This is a genomic window from Prevotella sp. C561 (assembly GCF_000224595.1).
Lineage (GTDB): Bacteria > Bacteroidota > Bacteroidia > Bacteroidales > Bacteroidaceae > Prevotella > Prevotella jejuni.
The window spans coordinates 18,467-37,643 of sequence record NZ_JH114161.1; the positions used below are offsets into that span (position 1 = coordinate 18,467).

Genomic DNA, 19,177 nt, shown 5'->3' on the forward strand with positions numbered 1-19,177 from the left:
ATGACAAAGAATATTAAGACCTTGATTGGTGTCTTCTGCTTAGGTGGAATGATGCTGTCTGCAGGCCTCTTCACCTCATGTACTGAGAATGATGATACTGTAGAAGAATATGCTAATTGGCAGTCGAAAAACGAGACCTATTGGGATAATCTATACACGACTACCCAACAGAAGATTAAAGGTGGCGACACTTCTTGGAAGATAATACTTAATTACACCTTCCAAAATCAGAAGCAAACTACAGGTTCTGCGCTTACTTATCGTCCAGAAAACTATATCATTGCACACGTAGAACAGGCAGGGACAGGCACGACAAGTCCGTTGTATTCTGACTCTGTGTCTATGCACTATATGGGTCGACTGATTCCATCTACGACTTATACCTCGGGGCTTATCTTTGATAAGTCATGGTCAAGCAACCAGTTCAACGCTGCAACATCACGCCCTGTACACAGCTACATCGGACTGACATACGATGCTGAGGGTAAGCCGACGAGTCTTGTCGATGGCTTCACAACAGCCTTAATGTCAATGCACCGTGGCGATCATTGGACTGTTTACATCCCTTATCAGTTGGGTTATGGTGAGAAGAACTCTGGTGTTGTACCAGCTTACTCAACCCTCATCTTCGACTTACGACTGAATGATTTCTCTCATCCAGGCGTGAAATTGAAGGATTAAAAGGTAGCATAAAAGCTGCACAAGAAGGTCAGAACGAGTTTTAGTCTTATAGTATAGGGACACAAAGTCTCGTGTGTTCGTTTTTAGAACAGAAGTGAACAGACGAGATTGATGTCCCTTTTTCTCTTTTTATGAGCTACCCCTCCTTCTATGACGTCTTCTGCCTCTCTCCTTTTCACGCATCTTTCTTGAATTATTACTTAGGTTTCACTCGTCAGATATCATAGTAGTTCCGTGCATTTATCCTTCCGTAAATCCGTCACAGATAGGCTTCTCACCAAGATTAGAAATGGTGGGATGATGAGCAGGAATGAGAAATTTAATCTCATTATCCAACTCAGCGTCCCATCTATCTTAGCGCAAGTAACAACGGTACTGATGTTTTATATCGATGCTGGAATGGTGGGGTCGCTTGGTGCAGAACCATCAGCAGCCATCGGACTTGTCGAACCAGCCACATGGCTTATCTTCTCTTTAGTGAGTGCCGTGACGATGGGTTTCTCTGTACAAGTGGCTCATTTCATTGGCGCGAATGACTTTCCAAAGGCACGTGCAGTCATGCGGCATGGCTATGTCTTTGGACTTTGCTTCTCGTTGTTAATGCTACTTATCGCCTTCCTTATTGGTCCACGACTCCCTATATGGCTCGGTGGAGGAACTGATATACAGCATGATGCAATGGTCTATTTCCTTATCTTCTCCTGTATCACACCATTTCATCTGATTGAATACATGTCGGGAGCTATGCTTAAAGTGGCTGGTGACATGCGTCGTCCAAGTATGATGGCAATACTGATGTGCGTGTTGGACGTTATTTTCAACTACTTCTTGATATTCCCTACACGAACTATCTCACTCTTCGGGATAGAGCTGACGATGCCAGGCTTTGGTGCTGGTGTTGCTGGTGCGGCCCTCGGTAGTCTCTTAGCCTTCGTCTGTGTCGCTTTGCCCTTGGCTTATTATGCCATCTTCCGCAGTCCTATCTTGGCATGGAAACAAGATATTGAACGCTTCTCATGGCGATGGCAGTATATCTGGAACGCACTGAAGATTAGTGCACCAATGGGCTTACAGTACCTACTCATGAATGGTGCTCAACTCGTATCAACGATGATCGTGGCTCCTTTGGGCAATGTTGCGATTGCAGCACATTCGTTTGCTATTACAGCAGAGAGCTTATGTTACATGCCTGGATATGGCATCAGTGAGGCTGCCACAACCTTAGTAGGCCAGAGTGTGGGGGCTGACAGGCGTGATCTCCATCGTAGCTTCGCATGGATGACAGTCTTTCTGGGTATGATAGTCATGGCCTTCATGGGTGTTGTGATGTATATCTTTGCCCCAGAAATGATAGGCCTCTTATCTCCTGTTACAGCCATTCAAGACTTGGGAACTTCTGTTCTCCGCATCGAAGCATTTGCTGAACCCTTCTTTGCAGCAGCCATCGTGGCATATAGCGTCTGTGTCGGAGCAGGTGACACATTGAAACCTTCGATGATTAATTTGGGTAGTATGTGGCTTATCCGTCTGACATTAGCCTATTGCCTTGCGTCCCAGTACGGTCTGCGTGGTGTATGGTTTGCAATGGCTGTCGAGCTTTCTCTACGTGGTATGATGTTTATCTTCTATCTTTTCAAGCGTCTCCAAAAGACTTAAACAAGGAAGGAATGACTAAAAAATATTATCGTGAATCACCCTCTTATACGTAGATATATCAATAAGGAAAGATATATTATATATAATAAGGTGGAAAGAGACATGCGAAGGGAGACTTTCCAAAAGATTAGAAAATCATACCCGTGTGTCTTAAAGAGGACGGAAACATCCTATGAGCATTGTTTAATAGGAAACATTTGTTGGTAAATTAGCCCTTCTTCGTTGCCCTTTCTTCGTGCAAAAAGGAACGAGCTATATAACCACTTTTAGCCCGTTTTATTGTCTAAAACGCTGAAAAAGATGTTGAAAAAGCACTTTTTTACCTAAAAATTAGAATTTTTTCTATGAAATAATGTAGTCTATTCAAAAAAAGTGCTACCTTTGCACACCGAATATAATTAAGTCGCTAAAATTAACAGAATTAATATTAAGCATTTATGAAAAAGTTTTTGATTGCACTTTCGATGCTCGCTATGGGTATCACAAGTACACAAGCTCAGGTAGCTTACGAGAAGGCTAAGGCATTTGACAACATTTACCTCGGCGTTGAGGGTGGTGTTACAGGTCCTCTTAATTTCAATCATTTCGCTCCAGTTAACCCTGTAGCAGGTCTTAAGCTCGGTAAGCAGTTCAGCCCAGTTTATGGTGCAAACCTCGAGGGTCTTGCTTTCTTCGGTGACAACCGTTGGCAGACTGGTTCATTAGGTTTCTCTAACAGCCACACTGTTGTTCGTGCTATCAACCTCGGTTTGAATGGTACTATCAACTTCACAAACCTTTTCTGCGAGTACAACCCAGACCGTCGTTTCGAGGTAGGAGCTGAGGCAGGTATCGGTTACTGGATTACTTACGGTGACAAGCACCTCATTCAGACTGGTAACACTGGTGATGATACAGAGTTGACAGCTAAGACTGGTCTTACATTCGCTTACAACCTTGGTGAAAAGAGAGCTTGGCAGCTTTATGTTGAGCCAGCAGTTCTCTGGAACCTCACCCACGGTCCTGGCGATGCTATTCAGTTTGGAAAGCAGGCAGCACAGCTCGGTCTCTTCGTAGGTCTTAACTACAAGTTCAAGACTTCTAATGGTACTCACAACTTCAAGGTTTGGAATGTTGGTGAGTTGAACGATGAGATTAACTCTCTCCGTGACCAGCTTAACGCTAAACCAAAGGAGGTTATCAAGGAAGTCGTTAAGGAAGTTGTTAAGGAAGTTCCTGCACAGACAACTCAGACTCTCTGCATTGACAACTTGGTATTCGTAACATTCGCTCAAGGTAAGTACTTCCTTACAAACGATGCTAAGAAGGCTCTTGACGAGGTTAAGTCTGGCCGTCACGTACAGATCGTAGGTACAGCTTCTCCAGAGGGTTCTAAGGCATTCAACGACCGCCTCTCTCAGAACCGTGCAGACGTTGTTGCTAAGTATCTCCAGAGCCGTGGTGTCATCGTTGATGAGGCTAAGGGTCAGGGTGTACAGGGTGTAACATCTAACCGTTTGGCTGTTGTTTACGTTAAGTAATCAAGCTAACAACTCACTAACCGACAAAGGTTAGTTGACAAAAATAACTGATAGGGATGGATCTTTAAGGTTCATCCCTATTGTTTTTATATACACTTATCATCCTATGCTACAATCTACTCACTATAAGAACTTTGCAGAGGACTTTGCTGAAGACGAACGAAAATAGCAATAGAACCACTACTATATCTTTGACATGATAATCGTCCCCTATCCTACTGCCCATTACCATCTGAACCTATAACACCTTATCTATAGTAAGTCTCCATCCAATAAAACTCCTTTTCATTGCTGTTAACCTCCTGCAAGCAGGTATCTTATTAGTTTATAGTAAGATTACACGAAGCCTTATGAGTAACCGCATAACACCTTAAAAACATTTCTTCTAACAAGTAGTATCGCTGTCTCCATGTTTGGGTAATCAATATCAAACATTCATATAAGGCTCGTTTTGGGATAAATAACAGAATACCTCACTGTTTTATTTTGCTTTTTAAGCTATTTAGCGTACCTTTGCATTGTTTTCATGTTATTCGACAATGTCAAAGGAAAATAAGTTCGACCTTCTAAATAAAATACAGTCACCTGCCGACTTGCGCAAGTTAACGATAGATGAATTGCCAAGATTATGTCAGCAGTTGCGCAAAGATATCATTGAAGAGGTTGCCGTCAATCCAGGTCATCTTGCCTCCAGCTTAGGAGCAACTGAGATAACGGTAGCCTGCCACTATGTTTTTAACACTCCAGAAGATCGTCTCGTTTGGGATGTGGGACATCAAGCATACGGACACAAGATTCTTACAGGTCGACGTGAGAACTTCTGTAATAACCGTAAGTTAAACGGATTAATGCCTTTCCCCTCTCCCTTCGAGAGCGAATATGATACGTTTACTTGTGGGCATGCCTCTAACTCTATCTCTGCAGCATTGGGTATGGCGGTTGCTTCTAAACTGACGAAGCAGCAGCGTCATGTGGTTGCCATCATTGGTGATGGTGCAATGAGTGGAGGCTTAGCCTTCGAAGGACTGAACAATGTCTCCAGCCAACCTAATGACTTACTTATCATTCTGAATGATAATGACATGTCTATTGACAGAGCTGTGGGGGGGATGGAGCAATATCTATTAAAGCTCGATACCAACGAGACTTATAACCGACTACGCTTCAAGGCATCACAGTGGTTGCGTGATAAAGGTCTACTGAATGATGAACGTCGCAAAGGTTTGTTACGCTTTAACAATGCGTTAAAGTCGGCTTTATCACATCAGCAGAACATGTTTGAGGGCATGAATATCCGCTACTTTGGTCCTTTTGATGGTAATAACGTTGAGGAATTAGTGCGTATCCTTCGTCAGTTGAAAGACATGAAGGGACCAAAGCTACTTCATCTGCACACCAAGAAGGGAAAAGGATACGAACCAGCTGAGAAGAGTGCAACGGTATGGCATGCCCCTGGTAAGTTTGATCCAGAGACGGGCAAGCGTATTGTACAAGACAGCAGTAACGAACCTCCTAAGTTCCAAGACGTGTTTGGTAAGACACTGTTAGAACTTGCCAAGAAGAATAAACGCATTGTTGGAGTAACGCCGGCCATGCCAACAGGTTGTTCGATGAATATTATGATGGACGTTATGCCTGAGAGAACATTCGATGTTGGTATTGCTGAAGCCCATGCAGTGACTTTCTCTGCGGGCATGGCAAAGGATGGATTGCAGCCTTTCTGTAACATTTATAGTGCATTCTCACAACGTGCATACGATAGCATTATCCATGACACTGCTATCCTCAATCTTCCTGTTGTTATATGCTTAGACCGTGCTGGCTTAGTGGGTGAGGATGGTGCGACTCATCATGGAGCTTTCGACATGGCCTTCTTACGTCCTATTCCAAATCTTACAATCGCTTCCCCTATGGACGAACGTGAGTTACGTCGATTGATGTACACGGCACAGTTGCCGGGAAAAGGTACCTTCGTAATCCGTTATCCACGTGGGAAGGGTGTGCTTACAGACTGGGAATGTCCTCTCAAAGAGATTGAGGTGGGAACAGGACGACGTATCCACGATGGTTGGGATGTGGCTGTATTGAGTATCGGTCCTATCGGCAATGATGTTGAAAAGGCTATTAAACTGGTAGAGGGAGCAGAGTCGTCTACCTCAAATGGGCATTGTCCGTCAATAGCCCATTATGACATGCGTTTCTTAAAGCCTTTAGATGAGAAACTCCTTGAAGAGGTAGGCAACCGTTTCTCACGCATCATAACGATAGAAGACGGTGTACGCAATGGTGGTTTAGGCTCAGCTGTGACCGAATGGATGAGTGATCATGGTTATACACCACATATCGCTCGTATGGGAATGCCAGATCACTTCGTAGAACAGGGAACTGTTCAGCAACTGCGTGAAATCTGTGGAATAGACATAGAAAGCATCAAGAAAAGGTTGCTGGATAGCAACGAATAACAAACCATTCGCCCACAACCTACTATATACTCCCTCGTTTCATCTCTAAAAATATAAGGTATGAAAATTATAATATCAGGCGCTTACGCCATAGGAACCTATCTGGCAAAGCTACTCTCACGTAACATGCAAGACATTGTGCTCATGGATGAAAATCCAGAGAACCTGGAGAAAATCGGTAATGAGTACGACTTGCTTACGATGGAATGCTCTGCTACGAATATTAAAGGTCTAAAAGATGCTGGTGCAGAGCATGCCGACCTCTTTATAGCAGTAACGCCAAACGAATCGGCTAATATTGCTGCCTGTGTTATAGCACACCAGTTGGGTGCGAAGAAGACGGTAGCGCGTGTTGACAACCCTGAGTATGTGGAAGAACAGAACAAAGAGCTCTTTCGTCAGATGGGTATCAACGATATCATCTATCCGGAGATTCTTGCAGCAAAGGACATCATCAACGGTCTAAAAATGTCTTGGGTGCGCCAGCGTTGGGATGTACACGACGGCGCTTTAGTGATGTTAGGTATTAAGGTGCGTGAGAGTTGTGAGATTCTTAACCGTCCTCTGCGTGAGATAAGTGGACCTGACGACCCTTATCACGTTGTTGCTATCAAACATAACGAGGAGACCATCATCCCAGGTGGTAATGATACGCTACAGTTGTATGACCTTGTTTATTTCATGACCACAAAGCAGTATATCCCATACATCCGTAAGATTGTTGGTAAAGAACAATATGTTGATGTACAGAATGTTATCTTCATGGGTGGAGGCAAGACTGCTGCACGTGCGGTGAAGATGTTACCAGAATACATGAACGCAAAGATTATCGAACAAAACCCTGCCCGCTGCGAGGTTCTAAACGATGTCTTCAGTGAAGACCGATTGGTCATTAATGGTGATGGACGGGATATTGCGTTATTACAAGAAGAAGGAATACGCCACACACAAGCCTTTGTGGCGCTGACTTCTAACGCTGAGACGAATATCTTAGCTTGTCTGACAGCTAAGCGATTGGGCGTTCGTAAGACAGTAGCATCAGTTGAGAACTTCGATTATGTGGCTACTGCAGACGGTCTGGATATTGGTACGATTATCAATAAGAAGGCGCTTGCAGCCAGTCATATTTATCAGATGCTACTCGATGCAAACGTAGAGAACGTGAAGTTCCTTATGTCTGTCAATGCTGATGTGGCTGAGTTTGTACCCAGCCCTAACTCGAAAGTGACTCGGAAAGTTGTCCGAGAGCTTAATCTTCCAAAGGGAATGACCATCGGTGGACTCGTAAGAAACGGCGAAGGAATGCTTGTTTCTGGTAACACACAGATTGAGGCTGGCGACTCTGTAGTGGTGTTCTGTTATAATGTCGATATTAAAAAGGTAGAGAAATTGTTTATTTAACCATGCTTAATCTGAGACTTATTTCCAAGATACTTGGCTCGTTGCTATGGATAGAGGGTGTATTGATGCTCGTTTGTCTGTTTGTGGCAATACTTTATCAAGGCACCGATATCATGCCTTTCGTGTGGAGTATTCTAATCACATTGGGTGCGGGTCTGTCTTTACGATTGCTTGGACGCAATGCCGATAACCTCTTGGGACGTCGTGATGCTTACTTCGTTGTAACGGTATCTTGGATATTCTTTACGCTCTTCGGTACACTACCTTTTATGTTGAGTGGTGGTATTAAGAGTTTCACAGATGCTTTCTTTGAAGCAATGTCAGGCTTTACTACGACGGGAGCATCCATCATTGACTATCCTGAGTATCTCCCTAAAGGACTCCTCTTCTGGCGTTCGCTAACGCAATGGATAGGAGGATTAGGTATCGTATTCTTTACTATTGCCATCCTTCCCTCTATGGTAGGAGGTTCGGTAAAAGTGTTTGCTGCCGAGGCTACCGGCCCTATTAAGAGTAAGCTACATCCCCGATTGAGTACGAGTGCTAAGTGGATATGGGTGGTTTATTTAGTTCTAACCATCACTTGTATCCTCTCCTATAAGGTTTGTGGCATGGGATGGTTTGATGCCTTCAACTATTCAATGACCAGTACGGCGACAGGAGGGTTCTCTACGGAGAGTGGTTCTATCGCTACTTTCCACTCTCCTACAGAAGAGTATGTCTGTGCCTTATTCTGTTTCCTCTCTGGTGTGAACTTTACTTTGTTGTATGCTTCGGCTGTGGGATTAGACATCAAGAAACTTATAAAGAATAGTGAGTTCCGTTTCTATACGATTATGGTACTGGCGTTTACCATCTTCATCGCAGCAGAACTTGTCTATCGAAATCATTATGACATAGAGCACGCCTTCCGTAGTGCACTCTTTCAAGTGGTGTCCTTTATTACGACGACGGGTCTCTTCAGTGATGATGCTGGTAAATGGCCTCATGTTACGTGGGTAGTCTTAGCCGCTTGTATGTTCTTTGGAGGCTGTTCTGGTTCAACAAGTGGCGGTATCAAAAGTATTCGTGGCGTAATGCTTTTAAAGGTGGTACGCAATGAGTTCCGTCAGATTCTACACCCGAATGCAGTCTTACCAATGAAGATTGACGGTGTAAACATCCCACAATCTAAGCGCGTAACTCTTTTGGGCTTCGTAGGACTTTACCTCATCCTAACTCTTTTCTGTGCATTCACAATGATTGCAGTTGGCATTGATAACACGAATGCTATCACAATTACATTGAGTTCTTTGGGTAATGTTGGACCTACTTTAGGTATGGAGATTGGACCTACCATGTCATGGGCACAGCTACCAGACTTGGCTAAATGGATTTGTTCCTTCCTTATGCTCGTAGGTCGTTTGGAGTTATTTACAGTCTTAGTACTATTTACTCCGGCCTTTTGGAAGGAGAACTAATGATGGACAAAAGCCTTTATCAGGATCATACTCGTTTCAAGATGATACCTCATAAAGGCTTTTATTTTTCCTCTACAACTGTCATAAGCAAATTATTTTCATGAAAAAAATATTTATCTTCACGAGAAAAAATATTTCTTTTCATGAAGAAAAATATTTATTACCGTGATAATAAAACATTGACGACTGTCGTCTACCACTTTCTCCCCCTTCCTCTTCCTATCTTATATCACTTAATAATTCCCTAAAACACGCTGAAACCACCCCATAGAAAGGCAGAAAAAGATTCAACACAGATGGTAGAAACAACCAAACACACCTCTTATCAGACTTTTAACAGTATTTGTGTTGGAGTTCTGTAGAGAATTTGTATTTTTGTAAACGATAAACTTAAAACAAGTACTATGGTGATTTCCATATAATGGAGGTCCACATACAAAACAATAAACCAAAACGTACTACAATGAAAAGAAAGAACTTATTATTTTTAGTAATTGCATTCTTTGCAACATTCTCATTAGCATCTTGTCTTAACGACGACTATGAGAGCAAGGCTAAACTGCCATCAGCAGAAGAATTGAAAGCTGCAAGTAAGTTGATTCAAGGCTCTTATCAAGGAAAGATCTATCAGTATGGTCTAAATGATAGGACTGGCAAATCAGAGAAGAAAGACTCAGTGAATAGCAGTTGGGAAATCAAAGATGACTCCACACTTGTTATACGAAATTTCCCAAGTAGAATGTTAGCAGCTAACATTAAGGACTCTGTTTTAAGAAAGACAATAGCTGCTTTACCAGACCAGGAAATCAAGTGTGCCATCGGGGTATACAGTGTGAAGCCTATTCTTTTCCTTGCTGCTCCTTACGCTATAAACTTAGGTAAGATGACATATAAAGGTCAGGTACACGATATTAGTATCCATTTTCGATTTGAGCCAACCTTTACTTATGGTGGTTACGATACTGAATCAAAAACGTCAGCTTGTTACCTAAAGGGAGTAGGTGTGTTTGTTGATGGTGTATTCGATGATTTAGCTACAAGCCCTCTGACTACTTTCCTTATTTACTCTAAGCCAAAGTTATAGGAATAAGGGCCTTATAATAGAATTAATAAAAGCCGAGGGAAGTCCATATTTGACTTTTCTCGGCTTTTCTGTGTGCCAACATAGACACTATCATTCCGTCTGTCACCTCTAAACTGTCACATCATCTGCCATTATGTCAGTCCTCCTCTGTTGGCATATCATTTGTCTAATTATAGGCGAACGACGCTGAAAACGATAGCGACAGACAATCACGTCTGGTAGAGCTACAGCGATAAGCGTCAATAACTGAATACGAATAATAATAAAAAAAGATATACAATTATGGGAAAGATTATTGGAATTGACTTAGGAACAACAAACTCTTGTGTTGCTGTATTTGAAGGTAACGAGCCAGTAGTAATTGCTAACAGCGAAGGTAAGCGTACAACACCTTCTGTTGTAGGCTTCGTTGAGGGTGGCGAACGTAAGGTAGGTGACCCTGCTAAGCGTCAGGCTATCACAAACCCAGAGAAGACCATCTACTCTATTAAGCGTTTCATGGGTGAGACCTACGACCAGTGTAAGAAAGAGGCTGAGCGTGTTCCATTCAAGGTTGTTAATGAAGGTGGTTATCCACGTGTACAGATTGACGACCGCAAATATACTCCACAGGAGATTTCTGCAATGATTCTGCAGAAGATGAAGAAGACTGCTGAGGACTACCTCGGCCAAGAAGTAACTGATGCAGTTATCACTGTACCTGCTTATTTCTCTGACTCACAGCGTCAGGCTACTAAGGAGGCTGGTCAGATTGCAGGTCTTAATGTACAGCGTATTGTGAACGAGCCTACTGCTGCAGCACTTGCTTATGGTGTTGATAAGGCTAATAAGGATATGAAGATTGCCGTATTCGACCTTGGTGGTGGTACGTTCGATATCTCAATCCTTGAGTTCGGTGGCGGTGTATTCGAGGTGCTCTCTACAAATGGTGATACTCACCTTGGTGGTGATGACTTCGACCAAGTAATCATCGATTGGTTGGTTAATGGCTTTAAGGCTGAAGAAGGTGTTGACCTCACAAAGGATCCAATGGCAATGCAGCGTCTGAAGGAGGCTGCTGAGAAGGCTAAGATTGAACTTTCAAGTTCTTCTTCTACTGAGATTAACTTGCCTTACATCACTGCAGAAGGTGGCGTTCCAAAACACTTGGTAAAGACTTTGACTCGTTCACAGTTTGAGCAGTTGGCACATAGCCTTATCCAAGCTTGTCTCGTTCCATGCCAGAATGCTATCCGCGACGCTAAGTTGCAGACATCAGATATCGATGAGGTTATCCTCGTAGGTGGTTCAAGCCGTATCCCTGCAGTGCAGACATTGGTTAAGAACTACTTCGGTAAGGAGCCTTCAAAGGGTGTAAACCCAGATGAGGTGGTTGCTGTTGGTGCAGCTATTCAGGGTGCTATCCTTAACAAGGAGAGTGGTGTAGGCGACATCGTATTGCTCGACGTTACTCCATTGACCCTCGGTATTGAGACAATGGGTGGTGTGATGACAAAGCTTATCGATGCTAACTCTACTATCCCTTGCAAGAAGAGTGAGGTATTCTCTACCGCAGCTGATAACCAGACAGAGGTTACTATCCACGTTCTGCAGGGTGAGCGTCCAATGGCAGCACAGAACAAGTCTATCGGTCAGTTCAACTTGACAGGTATTGCTCCAGCTCGCCGTGGTGTTCCACAGATTGAGGTAACATTCGACATCGATGCTAACGGTATCCTTAACGTATCAGCTAAGGACAAGGCAACTGGTAAGGAGCAGAGCATCCGCATCGAGGCTTCAAGTGGTTTGAGCGAGGACGAAATCAACCATATGAAGGCTGAGGCTGAACAGAACGCAGCAGCCGACAAGGCAGAGCGTGAGAAGATTGACAAGCTGAACCAAGCTGACTCAATGATTTTCACCACCGAAAACTTCTTAAAGGACAACGGTGATAAGATTCCAGCCGACCAGAAGTCAGGCATCGAGTCAGCTCTCCAGCAGCTCCGTGACGCTCACAAGTCAGCTGACGTTGCAGCCATCGACACAGCTATCAACAACCTCAACACCGTTATGCAGGCAGCATCACAGCAGATGTATAGCCAAGCAGGCGGTCAGCAGGCAGGTCCTCAGCCAGGCGCAGACGCTGGTCAGCAGGAGCAGCCAAAGCAGGATGACACCATCCAGGATGCAGACTTTGAGGAAGTGAAGTAAAAATAATATTATAACTTTGCCCCAATGGTAGAAATGCCATTGGGGCTTTTTAGATTAATCAAACACTATGAAAGAAAAGAAATGCGGAATATCAAAGGAAAATTATATCAATAACTTTGATGAAAAGAAATTAAAAGAAGCATTCCAAATTGCACTTGAAACAAGAAAATTTGAGATTGAGTTATATTGGAAGCGCACAGCCTATTTTGTTCTCTTTATCAGTGCTGTCTTTATTGGATACTATAAGATAATACAAGCCGATGATTCAATTATCGGTATCTATCAAAAGGAATGGCTACTTCTATTTCTTGCAGCTTTAGGTTTCTTATTATCCCTTTTGTGGTATATAGCAAACCGAGGAAGCAAGTTTTGGCAAGAAAATTGGGAAGCACATATTGAAATGTTAAGCACACATTTAGGTATTCCTATATTTGGTATTATTAAGAGACGTGAGCATTCTACAAGGAATTTAATGCAAGAATATCCTTTCTCTGTATCAAAAGTGAATCAAATAGTTAGCCTTATCATAACATTTACTTGGCTGCTAATGTTATGTAAAGAAATGGGAGTATCTAAACTGTTAGAGAGTATTGCATATTCTTATTGGTATAAAGTGGTCGTAGGCGGAATTGTAATTATGTTGTCATTTGTTATCATTATATGCTGTAAGGGTTTTGCTGCTAAGGTAGCAAAAAGAGGAGATAATATTGAAGAGAGGTGGAGAAAAGTACCTAACTGGATATTAAAGATTATTGGATGTTGTTGGGATAAGATAATAGACCTTATAAAATGGCCTTTCATTAAAAAAAACACTGATAATAAGAGGGAATTGTCTCACTTTTTTTGTAATTATAACCAGATTTTGATTTTGGCACAAGAGGATACTAATTTACAACCCAGTAAGAGTACTTTGAATCAAGGGGAACCGAATCAACACCCCGATAATAATACACCTACTCCATGATCCTTGAACAATACAACCAATTACCCTACGACTACACACACTGTGCTGGCAGTCACTGCGAGAAAGCCAGCCAGTACTTACAACACGCCACCAATATGATGCCCAAATGAGTAAGAATGAGTGGTATGTAGTTCTTAACGCTTATGTGATAGGTGGGTACACAACTTTATAGTTCCTGATAGCTATTCCTATAATGAAATGTTTTGGTGAAGAGGCTATGCCTGTTACCATATCTTTACTCAACATGGGATAATCTAAATCAAAAATATATCAGATATATAGTATTTTAAGTGTTTCATTTTGGCTCTTTGATATGTAGGAAGTATATTTGTGACGATTTTGTAATACATTGGTTATTACAGTTCATGTACGTCTTGTTATTTACGTAATCTGTGATTATTGATAACATCAAAGCAATATGAAAGAAAACATCGTCATCAAGTATCGCCATACGGTACTTTTCTATCTCTTGGCAACCCTTATCCCATGGATATTCTGGTTTGCTGCCAGTTATGTAAGTCATCATGTAGTTTATTCGGAAAGCACATGGGTAGTGCCATTGTTGGGATTGGCTGGACTTTTCTTCCCAATGGTTCTGACCATTATTTTGGTTTTTCAGCGTCAGGAACTGCGGAAAGACTTTCTTGGAAGATTCCTAAACTTGTCTTCCGATAAGTGGCAATATTATCTCACAGCTTGCCTGCTGATGCCTGCAAGCATCTTGTGTGCCATGGCAACATCTCTACTTTTCGGTTACAGTCCATCACAATTCGTTATTACAGGTCATTACACCTTTACGTCGGGTGTCTTCCCTGTATGGTTCCTCCTTATTCTTGCACCTATACTTGAGGAGCTTGCGTGGCATGGCTATGGAACAGACTGCCTCCGTTCTCGAATGAGTCTTTTCAAGACATCTATGCTGTTTGCAGCTTATTGGGCTATATGGCATTTCCCTCTTGCAGGTATTAAGGGTTATTATCACGCAAACGTAGTGAGCGAGGGCTGGCTTTATAGTCTGAACTTCATCGTTAGTATCTTCCCTTTTGTCTTTTTGATGAATTGGCTTTATTATAAAACCAACCGAAATATCCTTGTTGCTATTATCTTTCACATTACGGCAGGTTATTTCAATGAAATATTTGCAACTCACCCTGATAGCAAGTGTATACAAACAATATTATTACTTATCGTATCTATCATTGTTGTACTAAAAGACCGCCAACTCTTCTTTAAGAGGACATTGGCATAATATCATTTATCCACAACACCTATCCTATGACCCTTGAACAATACAACCAATTACCCTACGACTATGCGCACTGCGCAGGCACGCATTGCGAGAAAGCAGACAATTGCCTGCGCCACACCGCCTACACGATGCTCGAAACGGGTGGACGGGAGCAGTATATGATGGTGAACACGAATGTGATTGCAGACAAGCAGCCTTGTCCGTTCTTCGACCCTAACAGCAAGGAACGTTTTGCATGGGGCTTATCACGAATATATGACAATGTGCGGGTGGCTGATTTAAGTGATATCCGCCAAAATCTCATCTACACTTTTGGGCGCACAGCCTATTATCGAATTAAACGAAAAGAACGTGTACTGACTGAAAGTGAGCAAAAGGAGATAAGAGATATCTTCACAGACATGGGGTACGACGGTTCTTCAATTGAGTTCGACAGCTATGAAGAACAATACCCTACACTTATGCGTACCTACAAACGTGTATAAAATAAAATATCTTCTCGGCGCCTTACTACTGTCCCATCGGTCAGTATCAGCTGTTTCATCATTATGAAACTCAAGTTTCAGACACATGAAACTCAAGTTTCATCAGAGTGAAAATAGGGTTTCAGCAATATGAAACAGGATGTAGGATAGTGCTATAATTTACGCCATACATATTGATTTGTAATTATCATAAGTATAGCTGACCACGCTAAATTATCTCATTAAAGCTTGATCGTAGTCAATGTTCTGCAATACAAGGCGGTGACGAGCATTATTGAAGTGCGGGGAAATTAGGTTCCTCTCTCTCTGATAATCTTTTGTTTTTATTCCAGCAAGATAGAAGAGAAGGTGTGGAAGGTCGTCCGTCATAAACTTATTGTTCTGAGCTTTCAACGTTTCCATAAATATTTTGTGATGCTTTTGTTTGTAAGCAGGTGAGCACCATATCCAGAAGGGTATCTCAAACTCTTCGTGATATTTCTTAATATCGATTTGTTCTGTCTCAGTCTGTCTACCAGCCATTTGTGCATCTTTGCCATAACAATCCTCTCCATGATCAGACAGATAAATGACAATAGCATCCTGCTGTCTGAATAGCTCCACAATCTTACTCAACACAATATCATTATAAAGCGTAGCATTGTCATAATCGGCTATCGTCTGCTTTTCATCATCCGTCAAGTCTCTTCGTGGATAATCCTTTATTCCAAACTTCTTCATCTCGTCTTTACAGCGCATTGTATATTGATAATGCTGCCCTAATAGATGAAAGATAATCAGTTGAGGCCTCTTGTCTTTTACATTGATATGTTTATAATCGTTTAATAGTTCATCATCGAATGAATGAATTTCGGTGTTTCGGTAATCAAACATTTGCTTGTTCAGTTGTGGATGATTTAGGAAAAAACCTCCCATGAGGTTATTCGTCCAATCGGGCGTATAGTTTATCCCATACGGGAACTGATTAGACAAGAAACTGACATGATAACCTGCTTTCTTGAATACTGCTGGGAAGAGTGCATAATCGCTCCAATCGCCTTTCTCTCCAACTGATTGTAAAGAGAATATTTGCTTGAACACTCTACTTGTAAGATTCCATGGCGATACAACATCGGTAAATACTGCTAAAGAGTCTTTACCATTCTTCAAGGCAAGTTGTCGGGGTGTTGTTGGTAAGGGATAGCCATATAGCTGCGAATGATGACGATTGGCACTCTCACCCACCACGAGAACAATGATTGGCGATGTCATTGCACATGAGTCTATTTTTATCTCCCTATTTGCTTTTATCACTCCGTCAACCTGTTTTGCTATTAAATGATTAGAATAAAGTCCATACGCAACACGCTCAACAGGGTGATAAATATGTGCAAAGCCGTTCACTACTGCTACTTCAAGTTCTGACAGGTTTCGGACTGTATATAATTGCGTCTTATCGTAAACACTTAACGTTATGCCTACTAAGAGGGAGACTACCAAAGTTGATGCAATGATAGGTTGCTTAAAGAATGAACTATGATACGTCTGCTTCCTTACAGCCATAACAATATGAAACAGTGCAATCAATAAGATTACTCCTGCTGTTGAGAATAAGAGTTCGGGCTTAATATATTGTGAGAAAAACTCTTCGGATTCTCTGCCTGTCGTTTCTTGTGCCAAAAGCAGCATTGTTGGTGTAATTGGTGTACCGAAAAGTGTTTTGCAACAAGCATCGATAAAGGCTATGCTATACGTGATACTGCATAATATTATCTGTAACCCTCGACGTAATATCTTGGGGCAAAGGCTTAACAGAAAGCTGACAACATATACATCAGCCAACAATTCCAAATAACCAAAAAGGTTGCGATGGGTTACATTCATGATAACACCAACCAACAACATAAACACAAAGAAAAGTGAGTTTACTTCTATCGGTTTCAGTAAGTAATCTGCGAAAGTGCATTTCTCCTTTGGCGTACTCAGTCTATCTTCTTCTTTCTCCATCTTCTCATATAGCAATAATCAGTTGCAAAGGTACAAAATAGTATCTTTCTCAGCAAAAGAAGTTATACCTTTACAATGAACGAGTTTACGTCATAAATATATGAAAAATACGATAGGTTTCTAATGGCTTAACAGCAACACCCTCGCAACAACCATAAAAAAGTACAACCTTACTCATAACATAGACCTTTCTCGTATTCCTTACACCACGAAGAAGGATAACAAAAGCATTAAGCAATACCAGAGAGAATCTGCTTACTTACGTAAACTCAAAACAGTTCCATCTATAAACTTACTTAAATAGGACTGTCATGTCCGAAAGGTATATCGCATCAAAAGAATACAAAGGCAAACACTACATAAACCCCTAATTTAGTTTTAAATTCATTTGCTGTCATATTTAACATTTCTCGTAAAGCGTTAAGTACCAAATGAAAGTAAGTGAAAAGAGCATGACAGATATGACAGGAAACTGCAACTCAACTATCTTAAGATTCTTTTAAATGGTAGGAATTTACTTAGATTTTTCAAGCAGAGATACCATAATGTGTTTGCGAATGTAATGGACACATTAATAGAAGGCTTGAAGATGGACAAATAGAAATGAAACAGATTTCGTATCAGCTTCTGAAGCTAAAAATAAACTAAAACTATATAGACAACAACAGGCAGAGTGGGATAAAAACGAGTTAGCTTCTAAAGACTGCTATTGAGTGTAGCCAAACGGCTATCGTACGACATGAAATCTTTGGAATCTACGCATATTAACATGGTTCTAAGTATTTAAAATTAATCGAATCGATGATTTTGCACTTGTAACCATATTTTTCTCAACATTCCTTGTTTTTTATAAATTATTTAAGTATTTTTGTGCAAAATAAATAGTATGGATAAGATATTAAATAGAATATGTAGTATTGATAATCATCCAATTGCAAAAATGGATGAAAAATTCCGTATACAATATGTAGAAGGATTAGCTGCATGTTTATGTTCTATATCCAAAGGCTCAGATATTGCAAAAATGATAACTTTTGCATGGGTAAATTCTATTCATGCTATACATGATAACCTTAATTCACTATGGACGGCAAATACTGAAGCAGTAAAGAAGGCGATATCATTACACAGAAAGGGAATGAAATTCTTTTATATGAGAGAATCTTTCTTCTTTGATGTCTTTTATCTTGCACAGGCAAGTGTTTTAGGCGAAGCTGAACTTGAAAAATCATCAGAATATTTGCGCAAGAATGTTTGTGGATTTTTCTCAAAGAAATCTTTAAACAAGATCTTAGTAGCATACAAAGCTGGGGAGTCATGTATTGATGGAGTAAGTTCGGCCCAGATAGCACACAGAAAAACTAATAATAAGGTTTTGTCTGGAACAGAAAAAAAGATACTTGTGGTTGCAAATGTCAGTGCAGGAAAATCTACTTTAATAAACGCATTAGTTGGTTATCGTTTAAATAGAATAAAGACAACAGCTTGCACTGACAAATTGGTATATATTCATAATAAGTGTTCAAATGATGGCATAACAATCAAAAGAAACAATGGTACGTACACCTATAGCAGTAATATTAATGAAGGGGATAGTGACACTTTAATAGAGGCTGCATTTCCTTTCAAATCTACTTTGGGGAATGAACATATCTGTTTTATAGACACACCAGGTATAAACAACGTTGAAAATATTAGTCATACCTTAATTCCGCAACACTATTATAAATTAAACTTTTTAAGTACCTGAGCAACAAAAAGTTGCTCAGGATTTTGCCATGTCAGAATTTTCACTTATCTTAGTGTTGCAAAAAAAAACAAGAGAATCCAACGATAGACATGGCGAAGATACAAATTAAATCTGAGAGACTCACTCCTTTTGGGGGATTATTTTCAATCATGGAGCAATTTGACTCCACATTATCATCTGTCATCGACTCAACCCTCGGTCTAAGGTGTAGATCGTTCGGTTATCAGTACAGCGAAATCATCCGTTCTCTCATGAGTATCTACTTCTGTGGCGGTTTCATGTATTGAGG

General features: G+C 41.2%; 13 protein-coding genes and 1 pseudogene. 13 read left to right on the top strand and 1 reads right to left on the bottom strand.

Features of this window, described 5'->3' with window-relative positions:
• The 11 genes from HMPREF0666_RS15265 (at nucleotide 1) to HMPREF0666_RS15315 (ending at nucleotide 15,152) form a co-directional block, all read left to right on the top strand.
• Nucleotides 1-681, top strand: coding sequence for an FKBP-type peptidyl-prolyl cis-trans isomerase (locus tag HMPREF0666_RS15265; protein ID WP_009013282.1), 681 nt, complete (start codon nucleotides 1-3; stop codon nucleotides 679-681).
• 234 nt (nucleotides 682-915) lie between these two features.
• Nucleotides 916-2,337, top strand: a complete 1,422-nt coding sequence (locus HMPREF0666_RS15270) for an MATE family efflux transporter (RefSeq protein ID WP_042856506.1) — start codon at nucleotides 916-918, stop codon at nucleotides 2,335-2,337.
• Nucleotides 2,338-2,774: 437 nt separating this feature from the next.
• Entirely contained in the window at nucleotides 2,775-3,857 is a 1,083-nt protein-coding gene (locus HMPREF0666_RS15275; RefSeq protein WP_009013284.1) for an OmpA family protein, read from the top strand.
• Nucleotides 3,858-4,396: 539 nt separating this feature from the next.
• Complete coding sequence (gene dxs, locus HMPREF0666_RS15280) at nucleotides 4,397-6,319, top strand: 1-deoxy-D-xylulose-5-phosphate synthase (protein WP_009013285.1); 1,923 nt, start codon at nucleotides 4,397-4,399, stop codon at nucleotides 6,317-6,319.
• Nucleotides 6,320-6,379: 60 nt separating this feature from the next.
• Nucleotides 6,380-7,720, top strand: a complete 1,341-nt coding sequence (gene trkA, locus HMPREF0666_RS15285; protein ID WP_009013286.1) for a Trk system potassium transporter TrkA — start codon at nucleotides 6,380-6,382, stop codon at nucleotides 7,718-7,720.
• Nucleotides 7,721-7,722: 2 nt separating this feature from the next.
• On the top strand, nucleotides 7,723-9,180 hold the full coding sequence (locus HMPREF0666_RS15290) for a TrkH family potassium uptake protein (RefSeq protein ID WP_009013287.1): 1,458 nt from the start codon (nucleotides 7,723-7,725) through the stop codon (nucleotides 9,178-9,180).
• A gap of 463 nt (nucleotides 9,181-9,643) precedes the next feature.
• A complete protein-coding gene (locus HMPREF0666_RS15295; protein ID WP_009013288.1) occupies nucleotides 9,644-10,264 on the top strand; it encodes a DUF4840 domain-containing protein in 621 nt (206 codons plus the stop codon).
• 282 nt (nucleotides 10,265-10,546) lie between these two features.
• Nucleotides 10,547-12,454, top strand: coding sequence for a molecular chaperone DnaK (gene dnaK / locus HMPREF0666_RS15300; RefSeq protein ID WP_009013289.1), 1,908 nt, complete (start codon nucleotides 10,547-10,549; stop codon nucleotides 12,452-12,454).
• 67 nt (nucleotides 12,455-12,521) lie between these two features.
• Complete coding sequence (locus tag HMPREF0666_RS15305) at nucleotides 12,522-13,418, top strand: hypothetical protein (protein WP_009013290.1); 897 nt, start codon at nucleotides 12,522-12,524, stop codon at nucleotides 13,416-13,418.
• A 418-nt stretch (nucleotides 13,419-13,836) separates the two neighbouring features.
• Entirely contained in the window at nucleotides 13,837-14,667 is an 831-nt protein-coding gene (locus HMPREF0666_RS15310; protein ID WP_009013291.1) for a CPBP family intramembrane glutamic endopeptidase, read from the top strand.
• Between the two features lie 26 nt (nucleotides 14,668-14,693).
• The gene (locus HMPREF0666_RS15315; protein WP_009013292.1) at nucleotides 14,694-15,152 is read left to right on the top strand and encodes a DUF6078 family protein; all 459 of its coding nucleotides are present in this window, start codon (nucleotides 14,694-14,696) and stop codon (nucleotides 15,150-15,152) included.
• A 213-nt stretch (nucleotides 15,153-15,365) separates the two neighbouring features.
• Here HMPREF0666_RS15315 and HMPREF0666_RS15320 read toward each other — a convergent pair whose 3' ends face one another.
• Entirely contained in the window at nucleotides 15,366-17,138 is a 1,773-nt protein-coding gene (locus HMPREF0666_RS15320) for a phosphoethanolamine transferase (RefSeq protein WP_009013293.1), read from the bottom strand.
• A gap of 886 nt (nucleotides 17,139-18,024) precedes the next feature.
• Here HMPREF0666_RS15320 and HMPREF0666_RS15325 point away from each other — a divergent pair.
• A complete protein-coding gene (locus tag HMPREF0666_RS15325; RefSeq protein WP_009013294.1) occupies nucleotides 18,025-18,888 on the top strand; it encodes a dynamin family protein in 864 nt (287 codons plus the stop codon).
• 89 nt (nucleotides 18,889-18,977) lie between these two features.
• A pseudogene (locus HMPREF0666_RS17000) lies at nucleotides 18,978-19,163 on the top strand (IS1380 family transposase); the annotation flags it as partial.
• Nucleotides 19,164-19,177 lie beyond the last annotated feature (14 nt).

Coding starts and splice junctions, on each gene's coding strand:
- HMPREF0666_RS15265 (WP_009013282.1), top strand. CDS start 1: ATGACAAAGAATATTAAGACCTTGATTGGTGTCTTCTGCTTAGGTGGA.
- HMPREF0666_RS15275 (WP_009013284.1), top strand. CDS start 2,775: ATGAAAAAGTTTTTGATTGCACTTTCGATGCTCGCTATGGGTATCACA.
- dxs (WP_009013285.1), top strand. CDS start 4,397: ATGTCAAAGGAAAATAAGTTCGACCTTCTAAATAAAATACAGTCACCT.
- trkA (WP_009013286.1), top strand. CDS start 6,380: ATGAAAATTATAATATCAGGCGCTTACGCCATAGGAACCTATCTGGCA.
- HMPREF0666_RS15290 (WP_009013287.1), top strand. CDS start 7,723: ATGCTTAATCTGAGACTTATTTCCAAGATACTTGGCTCGTTGCTATGG.
- HMPREF0666_RS15295 (WP_009013288.1), top strand. CDS start 9,644: ATGAAAAGAAAGAACTTATTATTTTTAGTAATTGCATTCTTTGCAACA.
- dnaK (WP_009013289.1), top strand. CDS start 10,547: ATGGGAAAGATTATTGGAATTGACTTAGGAACAACAAACTCTTGTGTT.
- HMPREF0666_RS15305 (WP_009013290.1), top strand. CDS start 12,522: ATGAAAGAAAAGAAATGCGGAATATCAAAGGAAAATTATATCAATAAC.
- HMPREF0666_RS15310 (WP_009013291.1), top strand. CDS start 13,837: ATGAAAGAAAACATCGTCATCAAGTATCGCCATACGGTACTTTTCTAT.
- HMPREF0666_RS15315 (WP_009013292.1), top strand. CDS start 14,694: ATGACCCTTGAACAATACAACCAATTACCCTACGACTATGCGCACTGC.
- HMPREF0666_RS15320 (WP_009013293.1), bottom strand. CDS start 17,138: ATGGAGAAAGAAGAAGATAGACTGAGTACGCCAAAGGAGAAATGCACT.
- HMPREF0666_RS15325 (WP_009013294.1), top strand. CDS start 18,025: ATGGATAAGATATTAAATAGAATATGTAGTATTGATAATCATCCAATT.